This window comes from Nonomuraea gerenzanensis, assembly GCF_020215645.1.
GTDB classification, from domain to species: Bacteria; Actinomycetota; Actinomycetes; order Streptosporangiales; family Streptosporangiaceae; genus Nonomuraea; species Nonomuraea gerenzanensis.
Map to the genome: position 1 here is coordinate 11410891 of NZ_CP084058.1, position 25032 is coordinate 11435922.

General features: G+C 60.7%; 26 protein-coding genes. 17 read left to right on the plus strand and 9 right to left on the minus strand.

Annotation, left to right across the window (positions count from 1 at the left end; all coding sequences use genetic code 11):
- Positions 1 to 71 precede the first annotated feature (71 nt).
- The 17 genes from LCN96_RS53155 (at position 72) to LCN96_RS53235 (ending at position 16526) form a co-directional block, all read left to right on the plus strand.
- A complete protein-coding gene (locus LCN96_RS53155; protein ID WP_225269984.1) occupies positions 72 to 1451 on the plus strand; it encodes a phage portal protein in 1380 nt (459 codons plus the stop codon).
- An 86-nt stretch (positions 1452 to 1537) separates the two neighbouring features.
- A complete protein-coding gene (locus LCN96_RS53160; RefSeq protein ID WP_225269985.1) occupies positions 1538 to 2119 on the plus strand; it encodes a hypothetical protein in 582 nt (193 codons plus the stop codon).
- Between the two features lie 69 nt (positions 2120 to 2188).
- Positions 2189 to 3139 carry a phage major capsid protein gene (locus tag LCN96_RS53165; protein WP_225269986.1) on the plus strand — a complete coding sequence of 317 codons (951 nt, stop codon included), beginning with the start codon at positions 2189 to 2191 and terminating at the stop codon, positions 3137 to 3139.
- A gap of 24 nt (positions 3140 to 3163) precedes the next feature.
- Positions 3164 to 3730 carry a hypothetical protein gene (locus LCN96_RS53170; protein ID WP_225269987.1) on the plus strand — a complete coding sequence of 189 codons (567 nt, stop codon included), beginning with the start codon at positions 3164 to 3166 and terminating at the stop codon, positions 3728 to 3730.
- 56 nt (positions 3731 to 3786) lie between these two features.
- Positions 3787 to 4092, plus strand: coding sequence for a hypothetical protein (locus LCN96_RS53175; protein WP_225269988.1), 306 nt, complete (start codon positions 3787 to 3789; stop codon positions 4090 to 4092).
- A gap of 17 nt (positions 4093 to 4109) precedes the next feature.
- On the plus strand, positions 4110 to 4418 hold the full coding sequence (locus LCN96_RS53180; protein WP_225269989.1) for a hypothetical protein: 309 nt from the start codon (positions 4110 to 4112) through the stop codon (positions 4416 to 4418).
- Between the two features lie 34 nt (positions 4419 to 4452).
- On the plus strand, positions 4453 to 4833 hold the full coding sequence (locus tag LCN96_RS53185) for a hypothetical protein (protein WP_225269990.1): 381 nt from the start codon (positions 4453 to 4455) through the stop codon (positions 4831 to 4833).
- Between the two features lie 16 nt (positions 4834 to 4849).
- Positions 4850 to 5431, plus strand: coding sequence for a phage tail tube protein (locus LCN96_RS53190; protein WP_225269991.1), 582 nt, complete (start codon positions 4850 to 4852; stop codon positions 5429 to 5431).
- 51 nt (positions 5432 to 5482) lie between these two features.
- Positions 5483 to 5752 carry a hypothetical protein gene (locus LCN96_RS53195; protein ID WP_225269992.1) on the plus strand — a complete coding sequence of 90 codons (270 nt, stop codon included), beginning with the start codon at positions 5483 to 5485 and terminating at the stop codon, positions 5750 to 5752.
- 425 nt (positions 5753 to 6177) lie between these two features.
- On the plus strand, positions 6178 to 10422 hold the full coding sequence (locus tag LCN96_RS53200) for a hypothetical protein (protein WP_225269993.1): 4245 nt from the start codon (positions 6178 to 6180) through the stop codon (positions 10420 to 10422).
- Positions 10423 to 10548: 126 nt separating this feature from the next.
- Positions 10549 to 11355 (plus strand): phage tail family protein, encoded by an 807-nt coding sequence (locus LCN96_RS53205; RefSeq protein WP_225269994.1) that lies wholly within the window; start codon positions 10549 to 10551, stop codon positions 11353 to 11355.
- Complete coding sequence (locus LCN96_RS53210) at positions 11348 to 12613, plus strand: siphovirus ReqiPepy6 Gp37-like family protein (protein ID WP_225269995.1); 1266 nt, start codon at positions 11348 to 11350, stop codon at positions 12611 to 12613. The genes LCN96_RS53205 and LCN96_RS53210 overlap by 8 nt, the downstream gene beginning before the upstream one ends.
- Entirely contained in the window at positions 12597 to 13703 is a 1107-nt protein-coding gene (locus tag LCN96_RS53215; protein ID WP_225269996.1) for a hypothetical protein, read from the plus strand. Before LCN96_RS53210 ends, LCN96_RS53215 begins: the two co-directional genes overlap by 17 nt.
- Before the next feature lie 251 nt (positions 13704 to 13954).
- On the plus strand, positions 13955 to 14683 hold the full coding sequence (locus LCN96_RS53220; protein ID WP_225269997.1) for a peptidoglycan-binding domain-containing protein: 729 nt from the start codon (positions 13955 to 13957) through the stop codon (positions 14681 to 14683).
- A 413-nt stretch (positions 14684 to 15096) separates the two neighbouring features.
- On the plus strand, positions 15097 to 15690 hold the full coding sequence (locus LCN96_RS53225; RefSeq protein ID WP_225269998.1) for a hypothetical protein: 594 nt from the start codon (positions 15097 to 15099) through the stop codon (positions 15688 to 15690).
- Entirely contained in the window at positions 15687 to 15971 is a 285-nt protein-coding gene (locus tag LCN96_RS53230) for a hypothetical protein (RefSeq protein ID WP_225269999.1), read from the plus strand. The genes LCN96_RS53225 and LCN96_RS53230 overlap by 4 nt, the downstream gene beginning before the upstream one ends.
- 81 nt (positions 15972 to 16052) lie before the next feature.
- Positions 16053 to 16526 carry a hypothetical protein gene (locus LCN96_RS53235; RefSeq protein ID WP_225270000.1) on the plus strand — a complete coding sequence of 158 codons (474 nt, stop codon included), beginning with the start codon at positions 16053 to 16055 and terminating at the stop codon, positions 16524 to 16526.
- 112 nt (positions 16527 to 16638) lie between these two features.
- Here LCN96_RS53235 and LCN96_RS53240 read toward each other — a convergent pair whose 3' ends face one another.
- The 9 genes from LCN96_RS53240 to LCN96_RS53280 all read right to left on the minus strand — a co-directional run bounded on the left by LCN96_RS53240 (position 16639) and on the right by LCN96_RS53280 (position 23558).
- Positions 16639 to 17190, minus strand: a complete 552-nt coding sequence (locus LCN96_RS53240) for a hypothetical protein (protein WP_225270001.1) — start codon at positions 17188 to 17190, stop codon at positions 16639 to 16641.
- Positions 17187 to 17783 (minus strand): recombinase family protein, encoded by a 597-nt coding sequence (locus LCN96_RS53245; RefSeq protein WP_225270002.1) that lies wholly within the window; start codon positions 17781 to 17783, stop codon positions 17187 to 17189. The genes LCN96_RS53240 and LCN96_RS53245 overlap by 4 nt, the downstream gene beginning before the upstream one ends.
- Before the next feature lie 101 nt (positions 17784 to 17884).
- Positions 17885 to 18226, minus strand: a complete 342-nt coding sequence (locus LCN96_RS53250; protein ID WP_225270003.1) for a histone-like nucleoid-structuring protein Lsr2 — start codon at positions 18224 to 18226, stop codon at positions 17885 to 17887.
- A 301-nt stretch (positions 18227 to 18527) separates the two neighbouring features.
- Positions 18528 to 20123: a DUF3987 domain-containing protein gene (locus LCN96_RS53255; RefSeq protein ID WP_225270004.1), complete on the minus strand. Its 1596-nt coding sequence runs from the start codon at positions 20121 to 20123 to the stop codon at positions 18528 to 18530.
- Between the two features lie 74 nt (positions 20124 to 20197).
- Entirely contained in the window at positions 20198 to 20782 is a 585-nt protein-coding gene (locus LCN96_RS53260; protein WP_225270005.1) for a hypothetical protein, read from the minus strand.
- Positions 20783 to 20832: 50 nt separating this feature from the next.
- Positions 20833 to 21744, minus strand: a complete 912-nt coding sequence (locus LCN96_RS53265; protein WP_225270006.1) for a hypothetical protein — start codon at positions 21742 to 21744, stop codon at positions 20833 to 20835.
- 69 nt (positions 21745 to 21813) lie between these two features.
- Positions 21814 to 22062 (minus strand): hypothetical protein, encoded by a 249-nt coding sequence (locus tag LCN96_RS53270; protein ID WP_225270007.1) that lies wholly within the window; start codon positions 22060 to 22062, stop codon positions 21814 to 21816.
- Entirely contained in the window at positions 22055 to 22432 is a 378-nt protein-coding gene (locus LCN96_RS53275) for a hypothetical protein (protein WP_225270008.1), read from the minus strand. Before LCN96_RS53275 ends, LCN96_RS53270 begins: the two co-directional genes overlap by 8 nt.
- A gap of 625 nt (positions 22433 to 23057) precedes the next feature.
- The gene (locus tag LCN96_RS53280) at positions 23058 to 23558 is read right to left on the minus strand and encodes a hypothetical protein (RefSeq protein ID WP_225270009.1); all 501 of its coding nucleotides are present in this window, start codon (positions 23556 to 23558) and stop codon (positions 23058 to 23060) included.
- Between the last annotated feature and the right edge of the window lie 1474 nt (positions 23559 to 25032).

The following is a 25032-nucleotide window of genomic DNA, read 5'->3' on the forward strand; positions in this document are numbered from 1 at the left end:
AACTGTCTACTCCGGGCATCACTGCTGCCCCGCAAACCCCGCTCGACTGGATTGTCTTCCTCGAAGGCAAGTTGGCCTCACGTCAGGGCGACATCGATAAGTACTACCGCTATTACGACGCGGAGGAGGCCATCCTCGCCTTTGCGCAAAGGAAGTTCTCCGAGGACTTCGGGCCGATGTTCACGCAGTGGAGGGACAACTTCTGCGGCATCGCTGTTGATGCAGTCGTGGAGCGGATGAAGGTCGAAGGTTTTCGTTGGGGCGAGGCCCCCGAGGCTGACAAAGACGCACAGAAGCTTTGGCAGGCCAACGCCCTGGACACGGAAGCTCCACAGGTACATACCGACGCCATGGTGACCGGCGAGTCCTACGTCATCGTGTGGGGTGACGAAGACGACGAGCCCGTGATCAGTCCCGAGTCCTCACGTGAGGTCATCGTCCATCGAACCCCTGGCAAGCGACGCCAGCTCGACGCCGGCATGAAGAAGTACCGAGACGACTGGGGATCCGAGTTCATCACCCTGTGGACACCGGACACCGTCTATACGTCGACTCGGGGCATGTCCCGCGGCTCCAAGAAGTGGACAGAGCCAGATGGGAAGCCGAACCCTCTGGGCGCCGTCCCTATTGTGCCCATGACCAACCGGCCTCGCCTCGGCCGCGACCGCTGGCACCCCTGGTCTGACCTCAAGCCCATCATTCCGATCCAGGACGCCATCACAAAGATCACGGCAGACTCGATCGTAGCCAGCGAGTTCAGCGCCTACGCCCAGCGGATCATCACCGGCCTGGAGCTCGAGGACGAGGATGGCAACGACGTCAGCCCGATCAAGTCCGCGATCGACCGCCTGATCCTCCTCGAGGATCCGGACGTGAAGTGGGGCCAGTTCGAGGCCAGTGACCTCCGCAACTACGTCTACCTCGTTGACATGCTGGTGATGCACCTCGCATCGATCGCCCGGGTTCCACCGCATTACTTCCTTGCGCAATCCGGGTCGTCCAACTCCGGTGAGTCCTACCAGACGAAGGAGTCTGGTCTCGGCTTCAAGATCGCTGAACGCAAGCTCCACATGGGTGAGGGCTGGGAGTCGGTCATTCGGATGGCCTTCAAGGTGAAGAAGGATGCCCGCGCCGAGGAGATGAGCGCTGAGACCATCTGGGGCAACCATGAGTACGCCTCCGAGGGCCAGCGAATCGACGCTCTCGTGAAGCTCAACCAAGGCCTTGGAGTTCCTCAGAGGCAACTGTGGGAGGACGCCGGTTATTCGCCGCAGCAGATCGCCCGCTTCGAGGAGATGCAGGAGGCCGAGTTCCAGCGCAAGCTGGAGCAGCAGAAGGCCATGGTGGCGGCTATGCCGCAGCCAGTAGGACTTCCCGGCGGCAAGCCGGGTGACGCTGCCAAGCCACAACGTGGCAATAGCGGTAACGACAACAAGAAGATCGCCGCCTGACATAGGCGCGAATAGCCCGCCCCGTAAGGGGCTTTTTTTATGCCCTGGCATAGGGCGCACCAGCCGACATGGAGGGTTTGACACACATGGGTGAGCCGATTCCGCCGACCGCCAAGGTCGAGGAAACGCCCGAAAGCACTACCGACACGAACGATGTCGAGACGCTCAAGACCGAGGTTGAGAAGTGGCGCAGCCTAGCCAGGAAGCACGAGAACAACTGGCAGAAGGCGACCACCAAGCTTTCCGAGTTGGAGAGCGCGAATCTGTCAGAGGCCGAGAAGGCCGTTGAGTTGGCTCGCGAGGACGGCCGCAGGCAGGGCCGGGCGGAGGCCGGCGTCTCCGTTGCGCATGCCGAGTTGAAGGCCTACGCCGCCAGTAACGGGGTCACGCTTCCTGCGTCCGTGACTGATTTCCTCGACGCCACCCGTTTCGTGGCCGATGACGGCAGCGCCGACATGGCAGCCATTGCCGCATTCATCGATCCGTTCAAGACCGCACAGCCTAAGCAGCCGACTTACCCCCAGAACATCGGCGTCGGGCCTCAGGGCGGCAATCAGGGCGGTCCTGCGCAGCTCACTCGTGAAGAACTGGCGCGACTTACGCCAGCCGAAATCAATAAGGCCCGAGCCGAGGGCCGACTCAATGCGCTCATGCTTGGTGAGCCCTAAATTTGTCAGAGGTAGTTTTTGGCACTTACTCTTGCTAACGGTGTCTGGACGCAGAGCGGCAATCTTCATATGCCGAGTGCGCTCCAGACCTTCATCCCCGAGGTTTGGCTCTCCCAGTTGTGGGAGGACCTTGAGACGGGTCTGATTCTTTCTTCCCCCACCGTCACGAACAGGCGGTATGAGGGGAGCATCCAGAAGCACGGCGACACGGTCAGGATCCCGCACGTCCTCGACACGGTTCAGATCGGCAACAGCTTCGATGCCTATGGCGAGATCGGTGCGGCCGACCGGGCACAGCTTGACTCGCTCACGATGCGAATCGACCAGGTTAGGACCTGGCATTTCGAAGTCGACAGCTTGCACCAGATGAGGACGCAGGAGGGCATCGACCTGATGTCTGAGCTGATTCGTCAGTCTGGCCGCAACCTGGCTGAATCCGTCGACAAGCATCTTGCCGCGACCATCATCTCTGCCATCACCGGCAAGGACCTGAACGGCACCAACGCCGCGAACTCCCTGCACGGCAGCGTGAAGCAGATTGCCGCTCCAACCGCGACGAACCTGTACGAGACCATCGTTGAAGCGAACGTAGAGCTGGACATCAATAATGTCCCTCATGAGGGTCGATACATCATCTTGGGTCCGCGTGAATACGCGAACATCCTGAAGGATGAAAGGTTCATCGACAACAGCCGCTACGGGGGCGACTCCGTGGTCATCAATGGCCAGGTGGGCACCATTCTGGGCCTGCCCGTCATCGTCGCCAACACCATCGGCTCTCACCTCGATGCCACGTTGCCAACCAAGAAGGGTGTCCGTAACCCGCACAGCGCGGCTAAGGGCATTCATCTGATGGTTGGCCACAACATGGCCGTTTCCTACGCCGGTCAGTTCTCTGAGCTGAAGCCGTATGAGCCGGAGAAGAAGTTCACGCTTGCCGTGAAGGGCCGGATGTACTTCGGCGCGAAGGTCATGAGGCCGGAAGCGCTGGTGATCGCGGGCAGCGTCCCCACCACCTAGTCACGACCGAGTTTAGGCCGGCCAGTGCGCCGGCCTTTCTTACTTTCTAGGAGGCGGACTCTGCTCATACCCATCGAGCGCTTCACCGCGGCCACTGGCGGCCCACTGGACTCGGCCGAGCAGGCGAAGGCTCAGATCATCATCGAGGACGTCTCGGCCCTCGTGAAGGCCTTCTGTGGTCGGGACTTCGCCCTCCACACCAACGAGACAGTCACTCTCCACACGGAGGGTCTAAGCCGCCTCATTCCCTGGCCCCACTCCATCCGGCCGGTACACAGCGTTCAAGCAGTGACTGCGGACGGACTGCCCTATACGGCCTATGAGGTTCGCTCAAGCGGCCTGGCCCTCATGGGTGACTACGTGCCTGCAGTCCAAGCAACCCTCACGTATGGCTATGCGGAGGTTCCCGGCGAGGTCGCTGCGGTCACGCTGACCGAGGCCTTGTACCGATTCGGCAGCGAGCCCGGTGTCAGCCAGGAGCAGATCGGTGACTTGGTCACTGACTACGGCCTCTTCCAGCCGACCTTGTCTCGCGACTCACGCAGGCTCTTGAGGCGCTACAGGCGGAGTATCCGGACGGTGCGGCTGTGAGGCGCATCAAGTTCCGGAAGGGACTCGAGACGGTAGACGTAGCTTTCCCACGCTACGTGGAATCCGAGTTCGGCGGCATCCACGACTATCTCAATCCCATCGTCATGGCCACCTACCGCATCCCTGTCAAGCCCATCTCCACGAGGGATTGGCAAGGCCAGACGCAGACGCTCTCGAACGTCAGTATCTATTTCCCGAGTGACGCCAGGTTCGACTACGAGAAGCCGGACGAGAACAACCCTGGCCTTTTCCTCCGCATACGCGGCAAGGAATGGTTCATCGACGGCGACCCCGAAACTTGGAAGTTCGGAGGGCTGCCTCACATCAAGGTCAACGCGAAGCGCGAAAGCACCGGCCCGTGAGGAAAGACGTTGAAGTTGTGGTCGACTACTCGGCCCTGAACGTGCTCCTGACACGGCGGCCATACGTCAACGAGCTTCGCCGCATCACTCGATCGATCGAACGAACGGCCAAGACCCTCGCCAAGGAGTACGACACCCAAAACCCCTCGTACTCCCCCTCCTTTAGTTCCCTGGTGGCGAGTAAGCGCGGGGTACCGACCGGATACATCTATGCCGACCGGCACGAGATGGTCAATGAGTTTGGCTGGACTGATCTCGCCGGTAAGCACCACGGTGGCCGCTTTGTATTCCGTCGCGCTCTGCGCATGCACCGGATCAAAAGCTAGCGGAGGTTAAGCAATAAAAATCGATCCAGTCACCTTGACGGTGACCTACCTGACTGATCTGTATCGAGATCTCCCCGCACCCAAGCCGACAATCGCGGCCGACCGTAACGGACTGTCCAGCACAAAGGTGCCGTGGGTCACGGTTGAGCTTGAGGGAATGGAGCGCCGAGTTGAGCGGCGCCAGGAGATGGCGCATCTCGTCATCAACATTCTCCACACCAGTAGGCCTTTCGGGCTTACGAGCGCTCTGGCCATTCGCGAAGCGGTTCTTGAACGCATGCCGCAGACGGCACACGCGAATGGCGTATACGCCCTAGACGTCGTTGAGGACATCGGCCTCACTGACTTGACCGAGCTAGAGACCACGTACACGCGGCACATGTTCTCGGTCCAGCTTTTCCTTACTCAGAACTAAGAGGAGTTCTCCCCCTTTGGCAGCTAACAACGCTGGTTCTATTCGCTTTGCCCCCAAGGGCAAGATTCTCGTCGCTCCAATCGGCACCGAGGCCCCTGAGGACGTCACCACTCCCTGGGCTGCCGCCTGGAAGGAACTGGGCTACGTCAGCCCGGACGGCTGTGAGCTGACTCCCTCGGTGGACACTCAGGCCGTGGACGTGTGGCAGTCGGCCGTTCCCGTGAAGTTCGTGGTCAACGGCGCTGCGTGCACTTTGAAGTTCACCCTGCTCCAGTTCGACGCCGACGCGACGGCCCTGTACTTCGGCACCGAGTGGAAGGCCGCCACGAAGGACGACGGCACCACGATCGCGAACACCTTCATCCTCGACCTGGCCAGCACTCCGAACCTGGCGGAGAAGGCCCTTGCGGTGGAGTGGGGCGACGCCAACTCGACGTCTCGTCTGGTCATCCCCCGCGGCATGATCTCCGAGCGCGAGGGGCTCAAGCTTACTCGCACCAACTCCCAGAGCCTTGGCGTCACGTTCGAGGCCCTGGATTCCGCCGGCCGACTCGGCTACATCCTGACCAACGCTGCGGGTATCACCGCCGCCGCCTAATCCTGGTCGCTCTGCTTCTACTTACTTAGTTTCTTTGAAAGGGGTAACTCTATGTCCGCCACTGTGAAGGCTCTTGAGTCCGAAGCGACTGACAAGCCGCTTGAGGTCCCGTTCCGGGACGAGGTGTATGTCATTCCGGCTCCGTTGGACTGGCCTTACGACACTCTGGACCTGCTCGCCGACGGCAAGGTTTCCAAGGCCGTTGATGGCCTGCTGGGCGACCAGGTGGAGAAGTTCAGGAAGACCGGCCCGAAGGTCCGAGATGCCGTCGCACTCATGGAGGCCATCGCGGGCGCGTCCGGTGGTGAGCTGGGAAACTGATTCTCCTAGCTCGTGTGCTGAGGAACTACCCCAACGAGCTAGAAGCAGACCTACTGCGTTTCTATAACGTCGATCTACTCGACTTGTGGCGGCGGAAGCTGAGCTTCCGCCGCCTTTCTTTCCTTGTGCGACTCCTGCTGTCAATGCATGGTGAGTCGGCTCTGAGTAGAGCCCAGTTCGGCGACACAGCCTCATGGCCAGACCAGAACTACTTGCTCGCTGAGCTTCTCGACCGGACAGCGATGACCAATTGGCTACTTGTCGAGATCAACAAGGCGAAGGGTGCGGCGAACCCGCTACCCGATCCATTCCCGAGACCTGGCCATACTCAGCCCGGCGTCAGCAGCAGCAGCGACGGGCCACAGTTCGCGGCACCACACGAGGTGGCCGCTTTCTTCTCGAACCTCCAATAGGCAGGTGATTAGTTGGCCGACCCGAACGTGAAGGTCGGAGCAGGCTATATTGAGATCTCGCCGAAGCTGAGCGGATTCAATAAGACGCTCACTGCGAAGATCAAGGACGAACTTAGAGAGATCGGCGCGCTGGAGGCGGTCATCCAGCCGACGCTGGATGAGAACTTCGCGACAAAGCTGAAGACTCTCGTAGAGCGGGAGATCAAGAAGCTTGGCCCGTTCAAGGTCGATGTAGAGGCCAGGCTCCGAAACACCGCCTCGTTCCAGGACGCGAACGAGCAGCTCCGCGACACGGTAAGAGATACGGCTGACGAGACCTCCAGGTCTACGAAGCGGATCGAAACCGACTTCGATCGTTCCCTAGCCGGGGCTCGCGAAAGTATCTCGAAACTCGACATCGCCTTGCGGACTGGTCTTCGGGCCTTCAATGACCCTGAGACTGCCCGTGGCATCGAGACGCTTCGATCACGCCTGCGCGACTTGTCCACTGAGGTGGACACTCTCTCAGCTCGCCAGTCGTCATCTATCCGCGCCGGCCTGCGAGAGATCGAGTCTATGGCCTCCCGCGTCGAGCGGGCGGTCAAGAGCCCGATGCAGGAGCTCGAGCGCGAGACGACGAAGCTCTTCCGAGAGAGCGATAAGGCGGTCAAGGACGCGCAGCGTTCCATGGACCAGTACAGCCGTGCTGTCTCTGCTGCGACGAAGATCGTCGCTTCCGCAGAGAAGGAAGTGGATCGCGGCTTCAAGCGCATGGGCCAGGTCGTCGCTGACGGCCTGAAGTCGGCGACAAGCGCTGTAGCCAAGTCCGGCAAGGATCTGGGCGAGAGGTTCGCTGGAACCTTCGAGTCGGTCGTATTCGGCATGATCGCCCGAGGCGGCCTGATCGGTGCAGCACTTGCTGTCCTCGGGGCACCGCTACTGGCGGGACTTTCCAACCTGGTTGCGGGCTTCACGGCGCTGGCGTCCTCGGCGGCGTACGCGGCCGGATCACTCCTGGCCATCCCCGCCGTCCTGGCGGTGATCGCTCAAGGCGCTGGAGTCCTCACTGCTGCGTTCTGGGGTGTCGGTGACGCGCTTGACGCGCTGTCGAAGGCCGACGATCAAAGCGCGGCGAACGCTGAGGCGGCGGCCCAAGCGCGCGAAGCGGCGGCCGAGAGGGTCCGTTCCGCTCAGGAGCGCCTGGCAGACGCACAGCGATCGGCCATGGAAAGGGTTGAGCAGGCTCAAGCCCGGCTGGTCGATGTCCAGGAGCAGAGCGCTCGTCAGATCGAGTCAGCCCAGGATCGCCTTGCCGATGTTCAGGCCCGACTTGCGGAAGCTGCAGAAGCGGCGGCGAGCCGAGTCGTCGATGCGCAAGATCGCATTGCTGACGCGCAGGCTCGACTCGTCCAAGTGCAGGAACAGGGCGCACAACGGATAGCCGACGCCCAACGACGCCTTGCCGACGTGCAAGCGTCTAGCACGCTTCGCATCGTCAACGCCGAACAGCAGCTCCAGGACTCTCACCGGCGGACCGCTGACGCGCTGGCCGATCTCAACCAGGCCCGCGAGGAAGCTCGAGAGCGTCTCGAAGACCTCGCTCTTGCAGAGGCGAGCGCCGCCCTGGACGAAGAAGCAGCTCAACTCGCTGTGGAGCGCGCTTCGCAGCGCCTCACCGAGATCAACCTTGATCCCAAGGCCAGTGACCTTGACCGCAGGGAAGCGGAGCTGGCTTACCGCCAGAGTCTGCAACGGCTTGACGAGATCCGGGAGCGCAACGAGGACCTCCGCAGAGAGGTCGAGCAGGCCAACAAGGAGGGCATCGAGGGATCCCAGCGGGTCACCGATGCGAAGGAACGCCTCAAGGACGCGCAAGACGCCGAGATCGAGGCCGAGAAGGAACTCGCCCGTGTCCGCCAGGAAGCGGCTGACGAGGTCCTCCGCTCCGAACAGGATCTTGCACAGAGCCGTCGGGACGCAGCTCGGGAATACGAAGAGGCGCAGACAGGCCTTGCCCGCGCTGAGCGCGATCTAACCGAGGCCCGACTTGACGGCGCCCGACAGGTGGAGAGCGCTCAGAAAGCCATAGCCGACGCGGAACGCGATCTCGCTCGCGCTCGTCAGGACGGCACTCGAGACATCGCTGAGGCCGAGGCGGCCATCGCCCAGGCCCGTGTGGACGGGGCTCGCCAGATTGAACGAGCAGAGTCCGATGTCTCATCGGCCCTCAGGGCGCAGGCCGATGCTCTTGCCACCACATCGACTCAGGCGCGCAATGCCGAGATCGCTCTGTCGAAGCTGTCGCCGGCAGGGCGCGAATTCGTGCTCTTCCTGAACAACGAACTGATCCCGCGGGTCCTCGCATCGCAGCAATCGATCCAAGGGGCCTTTCTTCCTCCCATCCAGGAGGCGCTCACCAATTCGACCCCGCTACTTCAGGTCCTGCAGTCTGGCCTGACTGAGACCGGCTCAATTCTGGGCGGACTCATCGGCGGATTCATCGAATTCACCAACACTCCTTTCTTCACAGGCAGGGTTGAGAGCATCCTCGCCACCAACAACGACTTGTTCCGAGACATGGACGGCGTCGTTGAAGACCTGGCGAGCGGACTCCTCATCCTCGTCGATTCGGCAGACCCATTCCTAAGATGGATCGTCGATGTCGTCAAGGAGTTCGCTAATTGGTTCGCCGAGACCATGAAGCAGAAGGAAGCATCAGGAGAGCTCAACGAGTTCTGGGCCGACGTGCAGAGAACCCTCGATCTCCTCCTGCAAATCGTCGTCAACCTCGGCGGCGGCTTCGCGAATATCTTCCTTACCGGCAAGGAAGACGGCGACGACCTCCTCACCACCATTCGAGACCTGTCTAAGGATTTCAAGGACTGGACGTCCAGCACTGAAGGAAAGAACCAGCTCAAGGAGTGGTTCGAGAACGGCAAGAAGGCCGTCAACGAGGTCATCCTTCTCGTCCGGGACGTATCGAAGGAGTTCTTCGAACTCGGCAGAGACACAGACCTCTCCGGCCTCATCAAGGACATCCGCGAGGACTTCATTCCCGCCGTATCCACTCTCGCCAAGACACTATCCGGCGAAGAGGGGGGTGGACTTGGATTCGTACTCGGCCTGATCAACGCTGCACTCGATCTCATCAACGTCAACATTGGCGCGGTGCGCCTGGCCTTCGGGCTACTGACTTTCGACTCAGAGACCGTCAGCGGCGCGCTTGAAACCATTCTTGGATCTGCGGAACATCTAGCACGGACAGTCGCTCAGCTATTCGGCTTTGACTTACCTCTCAGCGCCGAAGACGGCAAGAAGGCCATCAATCAAATGGCCACCGATATCGGCAAGTGGTGGGGCGATATCGGAACCGACATCGGCGACTGGTTCGACGATCTCGGTACGGACATCTCCGACTTTTTCAGCGGGGCAAACGAGACCAGCTCTTCCGAAACCAAAATTATGGCCCAATCCGTCGGAGGCAACTTCGACGAGATGGACAAGGCCATCAAGGAAAAGCTCGAACCACTGAAGACCTGGATCCCTGAGAAGTGGGACGAGATCACCACGAGTGTCTCCACCACCGTCACCGGCTGGAAGAACGACCTGTCGAGATGGTTTACCGGAATTCGCGATGACGTGGACAAAAAGTGGACCGAACTCACAGGCGGAATCGCTAAGGGAGCCGAAAACGCCTGGCTCGGCATAGTCCGCTGGTGGAACGACCTGCCAACGTGGGCGCAGAACAAGTTCCAGGAAATCCGCTCCAGAATCGACGAAAAGATCAGCCGATTCTTCGAAATTGGCGAAAACATCGTCGAAGGATTTAAGACCGGCGTCCGCAACAAGTGGGACGAATTCGTCCAGCTCATTTCCGGCGGCATCGACAACATCGTCAAGTGGGTGGAGGAAAGACTCGGCATCAACTCCCCATCCAAGGTGTTCAGCGGCATCGGTTCAAGCATCGGTGAAGGCCTGATCGTAGGAATCGAAGCCCAGCAAAACAGTGTACGCAATGCCGTATCGAGCCTGGCTACCACTGTGACTGATACGTGGGGCAACCCCCAGCTCGGTGTCGGTATCAAGGCCGGCGCCATCCCTATTCAGTCGAGTCCGACGGTGAACACTGCCGCGCTTACCAACCGGCAAACGGCTGGCGGAGAGCTCGATCAGCCGGTGTCGCGCGTCTATCAAGTCACGCTGAATGCTGCCCCCACGGTTCCCACGGAACAGCAGTTGGTTTCCACCCTGTCGTACGTAGATGCCCTCTACTCATAAGGCGGTCACTGTTTGTCGCTGACAACTATTGAATGGGTTCCCCCGGCTGGGCATGACAGCTCATCCGGGGTGCGCCCCGTCTACAACCTCACCTCTGGTGAACATGGCGTTCTGGTAATGCCGGGAATGAAGGGCTTCGACGCACCCCCGTTCCTCCTCCACTACGACGAGATGCCCGCACTTGACGGCGCTAACCTCCGGCACGTCCGCGCTCAGGCACGTGAACTCTTTCTTCCTTTGTTTCTCTCAGCGACGGATCGGACGACACTCCTGAATCTCAAGAGGCGTCTCCTATCGTCTTTCAATCCCTCATACGGGGCTGGCCAGATCAGAGTCACTGAGCAGGACGGCTCCTCCCGGTGGATCGAGGTCTACTACGCCTCCGGCGCGGAGGGCGATGAAGGCAAGAGTCAGGCCGGCGTGTACTGGTGCAAGTACGGTCTCGTGCTGAGAGCTTTCGACCCCTTTTTCTACGCGGGATCTAGCCAGGTAGTCGAGTTCACGCCAGGCGCGTTGTCACTCAAGAAGTTCTTCAGTGAGCCGTTCCTCGGCCTGCACCTGAACAGCAGCGCGAACATCAACGGCACGTCCGAGGTGACCATTACCGGAGATGTGGACACCTGGCCGGTATGGCATGTGCAGGGACCTGGCAACAACCTGACGTTCAAGCGCTCGGTCTCGACTGGCCCAGACCTCACGTTCAGCCTAGGCATCAGTCTCGGACCCACCGACGCGGTGGTCATCGACACACGCCCTGGTCGCAAGTCAGTGCGCCACAAGACGACCGGTGAGAGCTTCTGGAGCCGTCTCGGCCCCAATCCACAGCTGTGGCCCATCGCTCCGGGCCGCAACCAGGTGACGATCACGATGTCCGATGTGGGCGCAGAGACCTCCGTCGTCATGCTCTACCAGCCGAGGTACATCAGTGCCTAAGTTCCTTGTAGAGACACGCGACAGAGATCTCAAGCGCACTGGCGTCATCGAGCGGTACACGCTCCTCGACGTCATCCCGCGCTGGTGTGACGTTGGCTCCTGGTCGATCACCGTTCCGTACGGTTCCTCGGAAGCAGACCTGCTTGAACCCGGCCGCGGAGTAGTCATCTGGGTCGACGGCCATGACGAGCCAGTGTTGTCCGGGCCTGTGACACGAATCAAGCACGAGTGGTCCGACACGGAGCCCGGCGGCGGTGTTGTCACCTTCTCAGGCTCCAGCGACGAGCTGGCCCTGTGGAAGCGAGTCACCTACCCGCAGCCCGCCCTGTCGATCGCGAGCCAGACCATCGACACCTACAGGGGCTCAGGCCTCGCCGGTCCTGCCATAGCAAGTCTCGTTGACTTGAACGCTGGCCCCGGTGCCCGCGCTAGTCGACGCATACCAGGCCTCGAGGTCGTCCCCTCACTCCTCGGAACCCCCATCCAGTTCACCAGCAGGTTCGACGTGCTCGGCGAGAAGGTCCGCGAGCTGGCGACCTCTCAAGGTCTCGGGTTCAGAGTGGTGCAGACGAGCGCGGCCACATTGGCCTTCGAGATCTATCGCCCCAGGGACCGCGCGGGAAGCGTGGTGTTCTCTCACGTTCTGGGCAACCTTCAGGACTTCTCCTATGTGTTGCAGGCACCCGAGGCGAACCGATTCTTCCTTGCCGCCCAGGGCGAGGGGCGTCTGCGCTACATCCTTCCGTACATCGAGAACAGTCTCGAAGTCCCTGGCGTGAGCGCTGACCCCTACGAGATCATCGACAACCCCACACCGCCGGCTACTCCGTGGCTCCGCTACTGGGCAGAACGGTTCGTCGACCGACGAGACATTCCACTGGCCTACAACGCCAGCCGACAGGTCATCAACGCCGAGGCTGGCACACCTGCTACGGACGACGAACTCAAGGCGATGCAGACGGCCGCGGACGAAGAGTCTGTGGACTTCGCCGAGGCAGGGTCACTGTCTATCACTCCGATCCACACCCCCGAGCTCTTGTTTGGGCGGGATTACTTCCTTGGCGACCGAATCTCTATTGAGATCAACGGCCAGTATCTGACTGACGTTCTGCGCGAAGTCCGATTGACCGACTCTCACACTGGCGGCCCAGTCATTAGGCCTGTCGTCGGTTCTGATGGCGCTACTGAGACGCCTTTGCTCTATAGGCAGGTCCGCAAGTTGTGGGCTTCGCTCCGCAAGCTTGAAGCTCGACGCTGAAAGGGTTTTCTTGACAGAGACTAGTTTCCCGCATGATGCGGGGCCGGGCAGCATCATCACTGAAGGCCAGTGGTCGCGGATGGCCGATGGTTGGCAAGACGATGGTGTAGATGCCGCTGATCACCGCAGCAGCGACCTCAAGGTCACCTCCAACAGTGAGCCCCTCACCCTGCGAGTCGCACCAGGCCGAGCACACGTTGCTGGCTTCTTCTACGAGCTCAACACCGACACGCCGGTGACGATCGAGCCGAACACTACGGCGAATCCTCGAATCGACCTCGTGGCGTTGCGAGTTAATCGTGATAGCAATGCCGTAAATCTCGTAGTTCGGCAGGGCACTCCTGCGGTTACTCCGGCAGCCCCGCCCCTGGATACATCCTGGGAGTCACGGGAGGTGCCTTTGGCGCATGTGACAATCAGGGCTAACTCGGCTTCCGTCATTCCTGCGGATGTTGAGGATGTGCGCAACTTCGCCGGTAAGCGAGTGGTGGTTTGCACGGCGAAGACTCGCCCGGAGGCACCCGGTTTTGGCCAGATCATCTATGAGAAGGACACCAAGCGGGCACTTATTTTTACGGAGCGATACAGCTCGACTAGCTGGCAGCCAATCCTCTACTCGCCCCCTGAGAATTACGCCCTTCCGATGATGGGCAAGCGCACGTCGTCGCTGTCAACGCAGACCATCACCACACCTGCCGCTGGGTCATGGTACACCGCCAACGTGGGCTTTACGTCGAACTGGTCTGACACCTATTTCGACAACGGCCTGTCGATCTTCTCCAACAGTCAGGGCACGACAGGACTCAACTTCATCAATAAGGGCGTGGCGCATATCTCGGCCTACTGCTGGTTTATTACCTCCAGTGCGGCACCTACCCAGGCAAGGTTGATCAACGCGCAAACATCGGAAGTGCTCGCTGAGGCCATGAACGCCAGCGGCACGACTCACAAGTTCAACCTCAGCGCCTTTGCCCGGGTAGACGGAGAAGTCACGGTGCGTATGGAAGTTGGCGTGGTATCGGGAACCGTCTCCACCATCACAGTCAACAGTGCGCGCATGGCTGCAGCCGCGATCGTCAGCGGGCGGTAATACATGAGCGATGAAGGCGGATTCGTCGTCACCATCCGCGATGTATACGAAGAGATGAGGGAACTCACGAGCGAAGTGAGAACCCTGACTAGCGAACTCAAGGAATCACGCAGGACAGACGACGATCACGAAAAGCGTCTGCGCGTACTCGAGCGATGGATGTGGGGACTTCCCGTGTCCATCCTCACAGCCATCGCGGCCGTTGTGACCGCGTTCGTTCGCTAGGAGGATCAGCGAAAGGGGAATCAGTATTGTTACGAGCTTCCGACGTTATTAAGGAAGCGAAGAGGTACGAGGGTACCCGAGAGAAGGCCACCAATAAGACGGACTTCGGCCGCGAATGGGGCTGGAACGGCGTCGCCTGGTGCATGATCTATCTAAACATCATGTTCAAGCGGGCGTACGACAGAGCCGGAAGCCCCGAACCAAAGGCCCACGCCGCCGAGCTGGTTCCGTGGACAGCGAGTTGCTACAACGCCGTCCAGTGGTTCAAGAAGCGCAACCAGTGGTCCCAGACCCCTAAGAAGGGGTCGCTCGTCTTCTTCGGACCAAACGGGTCCACCCACGTCGAGCTCGTCATAGAAGTGCATGACACCTATCTGAAGACGATCGGCGGCAACACCGGCGGCACCTACGGCGGGAAGTACCACGATGGGGACGGCGTCTACATCAAAACGCTTCCTCGCAACAGCACCAGGATTTACGGCTACGGCCACCCGAAGTACGCCTCTGAGGTGAATCCGGTGACCGGCCCTATCTACGATGCGCCCTCCTACCCCGGCAAGTTGCTGCGGCTCGGCTCCAAGTCCCGCTTCCTCACGAAGTGGCAGAGGCAGATGAAGGCCCGCGGCTGGTCGATCCAAGTGGACGGCATCTTCGGTCCCGAGACCTTGGGCGTGGTGAAGCGCCTCCAGGAGAAGGCCGGCCTCGCGGTGGACGGAGTCATCGGCCCTAAGACCTGGGCAGCGGCCTGGGCCTAGATACTTACTTTCCTAGTTAGAGGTTGCATGGCAGTAATAGGCACAAGAACGTACCGCTTCACGGTCGAGATCTACCGTGACGGGACTCGAGGCTCTGCGGCGGACACAGAGACACACGTGTGGGATGTAGAGACCGAAGACCCGCCCTCTGCGCACAAGAAGATCTACGGCCGTGCGGCGGAGACTGTGCGGCCACTACTCGACGACTACCGTGTGCTGTCCTTCGAGCTGGTCGTTCCGAAGGATCCGACGCACTTCCATGTGGACGTGCACACCGGTGAGACACCAGCGTCCGTTGTCGGTTGGGGCACGGCCTGGGCGAAGCTGCGCGATGCAGTAGAGGACGTTGCGGGATCGCTCGGAGCCCGGACGACCGGTAGCCGCGTCGCGATGGTCACCTGTGAGGACACAGCTTGCTGGACCTAGACCTTGACGAGCTGTACGCCCTCCTGGGCCCGCACATCGCGGCGGGCGACGTGTGGTTTCCAGCCTCGCAGTCGTACTCACTACAGATTCCCGAAGGGCCGGTGGGCGTCTGGCAGGCAGTAGCTGGCCTACCGGCTTTCCCTGTCTCAGCCGCGAACGGTGACTATGTCGAGCTGTCACTGTCGTTCGACTGGTCGACTGGCGGCAACACCTCGTTCAACATGGCCGTGGCCGTGGTCGACGCCAACAAACGAATCATCAGGTTCGTACACTCAGCGGCCGACTTGCAGGGCGGCATGAAGCCGCTCCCGTACATGGATCCGAGCCTGCAGAACATGGCCGCCTCAACGCCGCGCGTCTGGCCGTACCTGGTCCAGGAATCGGACGTGGCCGATGACGGCCTGCTGCGTCTCGCACTCGTGTCCGTGGACCGTGCGCCACGCGCTGTGGGCGCTACGCCTCCGACCATCTGGGGCTATGACGGCTCCTGGCCGATGCGGTGGCGACTGACAAATTATCGCCGCGCTGCTTCATTCACCAACCATGATCGTTTCGGACTCAGAATCGAGGACCACTCATGACCACTTACTTTGATCCCATCCCGGACGAGCCGACCGGCGTGACGCCGGAGGCCGAAGCCAAGAGGCAGGTCAAGTCCGACGCCAGGGCGCGGTCCCTGCGCACCTTGGGGCAGGGCGCCATCGTGGCTGTGCTCCTGGCGGTGGCCGGCGTGACCACTACGGCCCTGACTGACGGCTCGCTACCTGACTGGGCTGGCTATGGCGCGCTTGTCTTGCAGGCCGGTGGCGCTGCCCTGGCAAGTTATGTGCACCGCATGCTCAACGGGGACGATTCCATCTAGTCTTTCGTTACCTAGACGAGTCCTACAAGGCAAACGCTGCGAGGTCACACGATGGCGGAGTCTCCGCGCAGGCTCACAACGGTGATCGCTGAATGGACCCAGATCCTGGGTCTGCCGCTCATGATCCTTGGGTTGGTGCTTACAGCGATTGGCATCTCGATAGCCCAGGAAGGCCTGGAGATTGACAAAGCCACCGCATACCGCCCTGCAACAACGGCGTCGTCCGCCGCTACAGCCTCGCCAGCGATGACTGGCAGCCCGATACCCGCAGACACACCAAGTGCTGAAGTCACCCCAAAGGCGTATCCATCAGTAAGTACCGAGAAGCCGGGAACCCATTCGCCTGACCCATGGGATGCTTTTATTAGAGCAAACCCTCACGGAAATCCCGTGACGGATGATTGGGGGGAAAAAACCCCTGAAGAACAACGGGAGATTGCTAACGCGTCACTCCTTATCGGAGGCGGAACGTTGGCGGCAGTCGGGCTGATCGCATTTTTCACATCTGGCATGTCTTTTATAGTCAGGGCGCGAGGAAATCACCGCCGTCCATGACAAATTCTCGTATGATCTTGTCCGGCCCCCCTTTCCCGGACACATGAAACCCCCTCCCCTTCGGGAGGGGGTCTTTCTTTATTTCAGGGGTAGTTGTGCCTCAGAGTAGGCTCTACTCTCCTTCAGCTCGTATCTGTGCAACCCGTAGATCCTCGGGCGAGATGCCGTGAGCGTTCAGCTCTGTGGCAATGTCCTCAAGAGTCATCTCTCCAGCGGCGAACGCAGCCACCAGCTCGCTCAGGAGTTTCCCACCTCTCCGGTACCCAGCCCACGCAGAAGGTACGGCAACCTCAACGAGCTTGGGCAGCTCGGCGAGATCCTCATCCGTAAGTCGGCCGCCACGTTCGCGAGCCTGCTCGTAGAGCCACGCAAGGAATGCCTCGTAGAGCACGCAGACCCAGATCTGATGCTTGTTGAGGTCAGCACGGGCGGAGCCGCCAGGAAGGAAGAGAGCGCCCTCGCCTGTCGCCAAGTCCATAACCCAGAGGTGGCGACGGCTCCAACCCTGCGTCCGGAGAACCGGGTATGGGCTCGTCTCCCCGTTCTCGTCAGTGGTGGCGCTGCGCCACTCCCATTCGTCAGGCCCGAACAGGCCGACGGCGAACTTGCCCCAGTTGAAGCCGCCGGATGCCGAGTTGACGGCTTCGAAGTAGTGGAGCTTCATGAGTCGCTCTCGCCCAGCCCTTCGGGGATGCTGCTGCGCAGCTCTTGCGCAGCCTCGATGAGGGAGTCAAGGAACTCGCTGGCATCGGCGCGCTCCTGGATCTCGTCCACAGGCAGAGAGATCGTAAGGGGGTGAATCTTCAGCAGCAGCGGTGATCCATCACTCGGCGCTGCCCAGTCGACCACTTCAGCGCTCGGGCATGCCAGCGTTCCGGTGCGGGCGATCTCTTTGAGGGCTGTCTCCTGCTCGAGCTCCATCATCACACTCATGATGCCGGCCACGGCCTTGCCCATCGCAGTGTCGGTGGTGATGTCGCTGGTGGCGATCACCTTGCCGTGAGTCTCGCACCACCTCACAAGGTGGTCCAAGCGCCCGGCACTCCTTGTCAGGTAGCGCGAGTCCGCGGCGAGCAGTGCGTCAAAGTCATCCGCTCGAGGTATCAGCCACTCGGTGTTGATCTGCTGGTCGCTTATCACGTACTCAACGATCTCCCAACCCCTCTCCTGCGCCAGTCGATCAACGCAGGCCATCTGAGATGGCTCCATACCGCACCCTGGCTCCGTCTTGATGAAGGCCAGTGCCCGTTTAACCATGTTTCCTCCATGTCTGTGCCGAGTTTGTCAGAGGGTGCCGACAAGACTTCGAGGAACGAGAAAGGCCCCCTCGTGGGAGGGGGCCTTGTGTCCCGCGCAGCTTAGTGAGCTGCTTCGTACTGCTCCACCACCGAAGCCGCGATCCGGCCGCGCTCGCTCACCGGCAGACCGTTCGCCTTCGCCCACTGGCGAATGTCGGCGCTCTGCTCGCGGCTCATGGCTCGCGTCCGCGTCGCAGCCCCGCGCCGCAGACGAGCAGGCCGCTCAGCACGAACGGCTCGCGCCTTGGTCAGGTAAGGCGCGAGAGCCTTCTCAAGCTTCTCCCTGTTCTTTCCCGACAGGTCAATTTCGTAGCTCGTGCCGTCGAGGGCGAACGTGGTGGTTCCTTCGGCGTCAGTTCCGTCGATGTCGTCGATGAACGACTCAACGATCCGCTTTGCCATCAAGGCACTCCAATTCAAGTAATGATGTCGTACTTACTGTAGCGTGCTTGCGGTCTAGCGCCATGGCGCTAGACCCAAACGCAGCCTTTCCGTGTTCACTCGATCCACGCAAGCCGGGCAGACCGGCATGCGCCGCACACGTCCAAGAACATCTTCGGTAAGAGGCCTATCCATCTTGCCAGTCGCAGGGTTGAAGTCGGGGGGCAGCCCCGTCTTGGGGTCAATCGTTACGACCATAGCCTCTTCCGAGTTGAGCTCGAACACCTCCTTACACAGGAAACATCCAGCAATCGAGTCGGCCTCAGGAGAAGAGGTCGAGAAGCGGGTCATGCCCATTCACCTTCTTCGTGGTCGTAGGCTTCGCAGAGGTTCGGATGGGCCGAACGCTCACTCTCGGTTGTGCAGACGGCTCGGCAGGTACAGGGGCGGCCGACGACTTTCTTTCCACCCTGGCGGGCGTCGACGCGGCCGACACCGTGGCCGTCTGGCGCTTCTCAGCGGCTGCCTTCTCGGGAGTGTCCGAGTCTGGGGTCCATTCGTCGGGACCGGAGTAGAGCAGCATGAACGCGGGCCTCCCGCCTGTGCTCGGGAGCTTGAACCGCTGCACGAGGCCCTTCTCCATGGCCAGCGCTGTGGCGGCTTCCAACTGCGCCTTCTTGTATTTGCCCGTCTTGTCGGATTTCGGCAGGGCGGCGTACAGCTCTTGTGTAACCGCTCCTTCCTCGCCCGCGTCCTTGACTGCCTGGACGATGCGGGCCATCACTTCGGGGTCGCCATGCGCGGGGTTCGCGTTGATGCCCACCTCGACCATGCGCGTCACGTTCCCGTGCGTGCTGGTCTGCGTCTCGCTCATCATGACGAACTGAACCGAGGCGATGCAGTATCGGAACATCGCCTCGGCCGCCTTCAGGTCCTTCAGCCGGATGATCGTCCGCTTGTCCGAGAGTGCGTACAGGGCGGCCATGCGCTTGACGTAGCCGAGGGAGCGGGCGCAGAAGCCGCGCATGACCTCGGAGTCTTTCGACAGGTTCGGCAGCACCTCGTAGATGTTGCTGTCCCAATACTCCCAGCAGTCTTCGTTGAACTCGACACGCCCGGCCTTGGACGCGAACGCCACCGCGTCGCCCAGGCGCTTCGCCATCTCGGTGAAGTCGTCGTCCTCAAGTCCTCCGCCGCGCGACAGCGACCGTGCCCGCTCCACGTAGAGCAACATGAACCGGTTGAAGGTGCCGCCCGCGAGCTCGGCGGGGCTGAGACATGACTTGAACTCCTCGGGCGTGACGTGACCGATCACAGCCATGTGGGGCTTGTTGACGGAGATGACGCCGTCCTTCTTCGTGTTGTTCACGAGTCGGCTCGACTGCCAGCCGAGGCGGATGGCCTCGCCGAGGCCCTTGTCCCCGCGGCAGGTCATCATGACCTCCGCCCACTCTTCCTTGACGTAGAGGATTGGGTATCCGGGCAACAGCGCACCAGCGACCGCGTTGCCCTTGCCGTCGATCTCGATCGTGTCTTCGGTCCAGCCTGCCTCATACGCCATGTCCCGCATGGATGAGATCAGAGCCGGGCCCGACTGGGGGAACCCCGAGTAGTGGTGTTTGGTCATCCACTCGTCGTCGACTCGGCTGAACACCTCAGCCGCCATGCCGGTCGCTGTCCCCTTTCTTCCGTCCCCCGTTACTCCGCACAGGAGGCTCCAGAAGGTGAGTGGGTGCTTCGCCGGTCCCTCAAGCCGGATGTGCGGCTTCGCGCCGATGGCGGTGCTGAAGTAGCTCATCAGGGAAGCAAGTACGCCGACCGGATCCGCCTCTGTGTGGGGAGCCAGCTCTTTCGTCATCCGGCCAAGCAGGCCGGTGTAGACAGCCTCGTCAGGCGTTGGCCTGTTGGCCAGGTCCATGGTGCTCCAATCGATAGTCATTCAGGCAATAGAAAGGGCAGACCCGATCGGGTCTGCCCAAGGAAGGAGATAGCTCAGAGCGCGAACACGTGGGAGTCTTCGGCCCCGTTCTCGGCGATGTACGCCGCGATGGTGGAGGGCTTCAGCATGCCCATCTTCTTCTGGACGCCCTTCTTGACTCCCCAGTCGCGGACGACGTTCTTGCCGTACTCGGTAAGCGGCGGGGCAGTGACTCGCCGAGCGGGCTCGATGGAGGCTCGGCTGAACACGGCCTCCAGGTCCTTCCGCACTCCCGGCTCATCGAGGTTCTCGGGGAGGGCGCCGTCTTCTTCCTCTTCCTCGTCGTCGCCCTCCTCGTACTCCTCCTCCTGGTCCTCCTGGTCCTCCTCGCCGGCCTCCTCCTCGTCCTCCTCAGCGGCGGCCCGAGCCATCTCTTCGATCTGCTCCAACAGGGGCTCCATGCCGGTGTGCTCCAGGCCGGTGGCGAGACGCTGCCTGTGCACCATGTTGACGGCCTGAGGGAAGCAGTCGGGGCAGGACACAATCTTGGGCCCCTCGATCTCGTCAGGGTTGAGAGGCACTGAGAGACTGTCGTCGACCACGACGGTCACTGTGTCGTTCTTGAAGATCTTGCAGAATCCGCAGATGGTCACCTGCATGACTTAGTTCCTTTCAAAGGGATCAACTGGACCTAGCGAAAACTCGGTTCTTAAACGGCATAGGCCGTCTTGCAGCGAGTGAGGATTGTGAACTCCACTCCGCTGTACGTCTCGTATCGCACGATTCGGGCACGCTTGATCAGGACTCGCTGACCCTCTGCGAGCCGCGTCGTGGTCTCGAACCACTTGTAGGCGTTCCCGAGGTCATCGAGCAGCTTGTATGTGTGGAGCGTCTTGACGTTGGGTTCGCCGTCGCGGCCTGTGAACTCTCTCGTCTTGGCCCTGACGTGCGTGACTGTCACCACGAAGTCAGTGAGTACCTCGTTGGGTTTCCCAACGCGCTGGGAGGCAGACAGGCTTTTCCACGTCTGCTTCCGCTGAGCCTTTCTCACACCGTCGCGATAGGCGATAGCGCCTGATGCAATCTTGGCCATGCTGTAGACAATCGTCTTACCTGACAGACTCGGGCGTCCGTTGACCCAGACTCCGCCGTCTGTGAGACTCCACCAGATAGCGGCGGCCACCTCTCTCTCATAGGCAGTCACGTCCGCATGACCGGTTCGTCTCGTCATGTACCAGGAGACTGCGTCATTGGCCATTGTGATGTCGCGAGTCAGAATGTCCGGCATCGGTTCGATACCCTTGAACACCCACACGACTCTCTCGGCAGTGCCTACTTCATCACGCTTATCCGCATCCTCTTTCGACACCCACCCTTGTGTGCGGATGAGCGCGAACGCCACAGCCAGAACGGTAACCGGGTGGAACGCCTGGCCAGGATTCTCCTTCAGCCAGCATGGCGGGCACATGTACAACTTGAAGCCCTGAAACGTACGCGCGTAGTACCAGACTCCGTGCGCTTCTTTTTCGGCGTCGGCCCTGGTTTTGTGGGCAGCAGTGTGCGGGAAAACCTCGAAACACTTAGTTCCGCAGCACGTTATTGTGACGCCTTGTTTGGTCACGCGGTTTCACCTCCTATCCGACATGGCGAAGGCCCGAGCCATGGCGGCTCGGGCCTCACCAAATGGGCCTCAGAGGATGCTGTAAGCGCCCACGAGGAGTGGGCGGACGTCCCCTCGGAACACTGCGACAACGTATCCGTCGCTACCAAGCAGGTCGGTCACGCCGATGTTGGCGAAGTGGTCGGTCCCCTGTCTGTTTGCAGCCCGCCGGGCCTGCGTCTCCGAGTCGCCAGACACATAGATCACGACAGGGTTCATGTCGTCGTAAGGGTCGCTCCAGTCGACGATGAAGGTCCAGTTCCCCGGCTCCTCACTCAACGCCGCCCTCCCACTGGCTGATACCGGCCAGAGTGAAGCGGACCACGGTCAGCACCTTCTCCAGGTGCGCGGTCATAAGCCGCTCGATCGGCCCTTCCTGCGGATCGTGGCCGAACTGGCTCTTGTAGTTACTTACGGCGAGGAAGGCCTCGCGCGGTGATGCGTGCCCCTTCCTCACCCGATTGCCCGTCTGGGAGAAGAGGCGAGCAACCTCCTTGACCCTGTCGAAAGCTTCCCGCTCATCGGAGCTAGACGCCGCAGGCAACCGCTCGGCGTGCCATTCAGCCCCATGCAGGAGTGCGTCAGTGATAGACACTGCCGACATGAGGGTCTTAACTGTCTCTGCTCTCTGCACGGCTTCATAATCCATTTAGCGCTCCTTTTCTGTTTGCGCCTTGAGACAGGCACAATAAAGGCCACGAGTGGCGTGCACTCGTGGCCTAGATTCAACCGGCCTCTAGCTACTCAAGGGGGAACGGACCCTTTGGGTTCGTCGCGAGGAACTCGCGGTAAGTAGGCTTCAACTGTCGGCGTAGCTCCTCTTTCTCACGCTTGCTCAAGTAGCGGGCCATCGGTGACCGCGCCACTACGCCATCAAGCAGCAGGTGAAGCGATCGTCTCTGAACCGGTCGTGCGCACCGCCAGCACGAGGCCCAGGGACTGGAGAAGTCGTGAACGATCGGGCCGGTTTGCCTCAATAGAGGCTTACCAGGCAGGAAAGCCATGCCCGGATTGGGTACTAGACAGAAGTCACACACCGCCCCGGTCTCTGTCACCTTCCGGACCACTGGGTCTGGTTCGTGATCCGGTCGGCTATCGATTCCACCGTGCAGATACGCGATAATCTCGCTCGTGTCTGCGTCTCGCAGCACGTTCAGCATGAGGCCGCAAATCTTGCAAGCAAGAACATCAGAGATGCCCAGGTGTGGTTCCAAGCTCACTCCCGTAAGAAAAGGGCAGGACCGCGCGGTCCTGCCCTTGGCTTTCAAACCGATTCAGATCTTGTCGGCCCAGTAGTTTCCGGGGTATCCCGCCCACTCCTGGATGACCCGAGTAGCTTCGATGAGGTCGCGGAACACGTCAGGCGCGGTGCGGAATCGTAGGCTGGAGTAACGTACGCCCTCCTGATGCTCGTGGCCGCTCTCAGTCACGACGTGTGCGAGCAACTCGCCGCCATCGAGGGCCTCGACGTACCCCACAAAGGTCTCCTCCCGGAAGACCTGATACTCCTCCGCACCGTCGGCCGGCCGCCGCACATTCCACTTGGGCGCCTCACTGCCCTTCATCACGTGAGCCGTCTTCCAGTGCTCAGGCCGAGGAGGCAACGCCTCGGCGGCCTCCGGCCAGAACACGTGTCCGTGCCAGCCATGGGTCTGACAGTGCTCGACGAGCTGGTATCCGCCCGTAGTGTGATAGCCGCGGACGCTCCCGATCTCCTTCCCCTCGTCCAGCACCTTCGTGTAACCAATTCCGCATGATTGGAACTCGATGGGCACGGCACTTCCTTTCTTACAGCCACGCTGTGCCGGTAGATGAGATGTCTTCAACGACTCCGTGAATGCACACGTGGTCGATAGCGACATCCGCAAGGACTCCGAGTGTGTCCATGTGCTGCACATCGCATATGTGCTCGCCACATCGCGAGCAGTACAGCTCTAGGTCGTGCTTGGCGGGATCATCGGAGTCTCTGATCTCGAAGTGCCTGAGGACCTCAAAGGGGTGCTCTGCTTCTGTCATCGGTCAGCAGCTCGAGCACACGAGGTGGTTGACGACGGTCGCAGGTGCTCCCATCGGGTCCGGATAGCTCGTCGGACGCACCCAGAAGGGCCAGGCCCCACACCCCTCGCAGCAGGGAAGTTTCATGCCGTTCGGCAGGACGTAGAATCCCTCCTCCTCGTTAAAGGTTGAGCTGGTGCGGTACACGGCAAGTCGGTTCAACTCTTGCTGCGTTGGGTCGAGAATCTGTTCAGACACAACAACTCCATTTCTTGAAGGTTTAGACAGGTTCGACACGAAGCCCCTCTCCAGGTGGAGAGGGGCTTCAGAATCCAACCGGCCTACGCCTGTTCGAACTGCGGAGTCTTCACGAACAGATACACATAGATTCGGTTCAGCGGATCAAACCTCCAGTAGTCGTCAGTCCACACGTGGTCCTGCTTGCACTCAGGACACATGTCTTCAATCTGGTCGCTGATAACCACATACCAGTCGTTAGGGCGGTCGTGATCAGAATTGAGAGATCCGCACTTGACACACTTACGGCCTGGCACAAGGACCAGGCCGTTCAAGTCGAGGCTTGTTTTCCGTAGGGCAGGCGGTTCGGGCTCGTACCGAGAAAACCACTTATTCGTCACACAGGCTCCTAGTTCCAGAAGTTGGAGTTGGTCAGGTAGTGGTGCATCTCGGCGTCGTAGTCGAGGTTTCCGCCGTAGTTGTAGGTCATCTCATGCCTCCGGGTGGCAGAGGCCATAACGGTTGCCGCACGCGCACAGAGCGCGTGAGGCTCGCACAACCCGGCCATCGGCCGTCGTCTGCACCCAAGCCCACGACTCGTCGCTAGTCAGGTCGTAGATCGGTTCGAAGAAGAAACGCATGTTGAACCTCCTGGATCACTGGGATTTGGAAGGGTGAGTGCCCTACCGGGGTTTGAAACCCGGTAGGGCGTAGCTAGTTAGCCTGCTGCTACCTCAGGGTTCTGTGGTTCTTTCTTCTGGTCCCGGACTCGCTTCCACGCCATGCGCAGACCGAGCCCTACACCGACGCACACAAGAACGCCGATGGCTACCAGTGAACCGATATCCCCATTCGGGGATGGTTGGGGTAGAGCCACCGACGGCTCAGTAGTCGTCACGTAAACCGTGACGGTCTTGAACTCTGTGGTCCTTTCCACTACCGGCAGACCGGCACGCATACTCGGCTCCTCATCCCTTCGTGTTGAAGACGCTTGCGGAGGCGGAGTAAGAGCAGAAC

Coding starts and splice junctions, on each gene's coding strand:
- LCN96_RS53195 (WP_225269992.1), top strand. CDS start 5,483: ATGTCCGCCACTGTGAAGGCTCTTGAGTCCGAAGCGACTGACAAGCCG.
- LCN96_RS53275 (WP_225270008.1), bottom strand. CDS start 22,432: ATGGATTATGAAGCCGTGCAGAGAGCAGAGACAGTTAAGACCCTCATG.
- LCN96_RS53160 (WP_225269985.1), top strand. CDS start 1,538: ATGGGTGAGCCGATTCCGCCGACCGCCAAGGTCGAGGAAACGCCCGAA.
- LCN96_RS53240 (WP_225270001.1), bottom strand. CDS start 17,190: ATGAAGCTCCACTACTTCGAAGCCGTCAACTCGGCATCCGGCGGCTTC.
- LCN96_RS53165 (WP_225269986.1), top strand. CDS start 2,189: ATGCCGAGTGCGCTCCAGACCTTCATCCCCGAGGTTTGGCTCTCCCAG.
- LCN96_RS53245 (WP_225270002.1), bottom strand. CDS start 17,783: ATGGTTAAACGGGCACTGGCCTTCATCAAGACGGAGCCAGGGTGCGGT.
- LCN96_RS53205 (WP_225269994.1), top strand. CDS start 10,549: ATGAAGGGCTTCGACGCACCCCCGTTCCTCCTCCACTACGACGAGATG.
- LCN96_RS53255 (WP_225270004.1), bottom strand. CDS start 20,123: ATGGACCTGGCCAACAGGCCAACGCCTGACGAGGCTGTCTACACCGGC.
- LCN96_RS53260 (WP_225270005.1), bottom strand. CDS start 20,782: ATGCAGGTGACCATCTGCGGATTCTGCAAGATCTTCAAGAACGACACA.
- LCN96_RS53250 (WP_225270003.1), bottom strand. CDS start 18,226: ATGGCAAAGCGGATCGTTGAGTCGTTCATCGACGACATCGACGGAACT.
- LCN96_RS53230 (WP_225269999.1), top strand. CDS start 15,687: ATGACCACTTACTTTGATCCCATCCCGGACGAGCCGACCGGCGTGACG.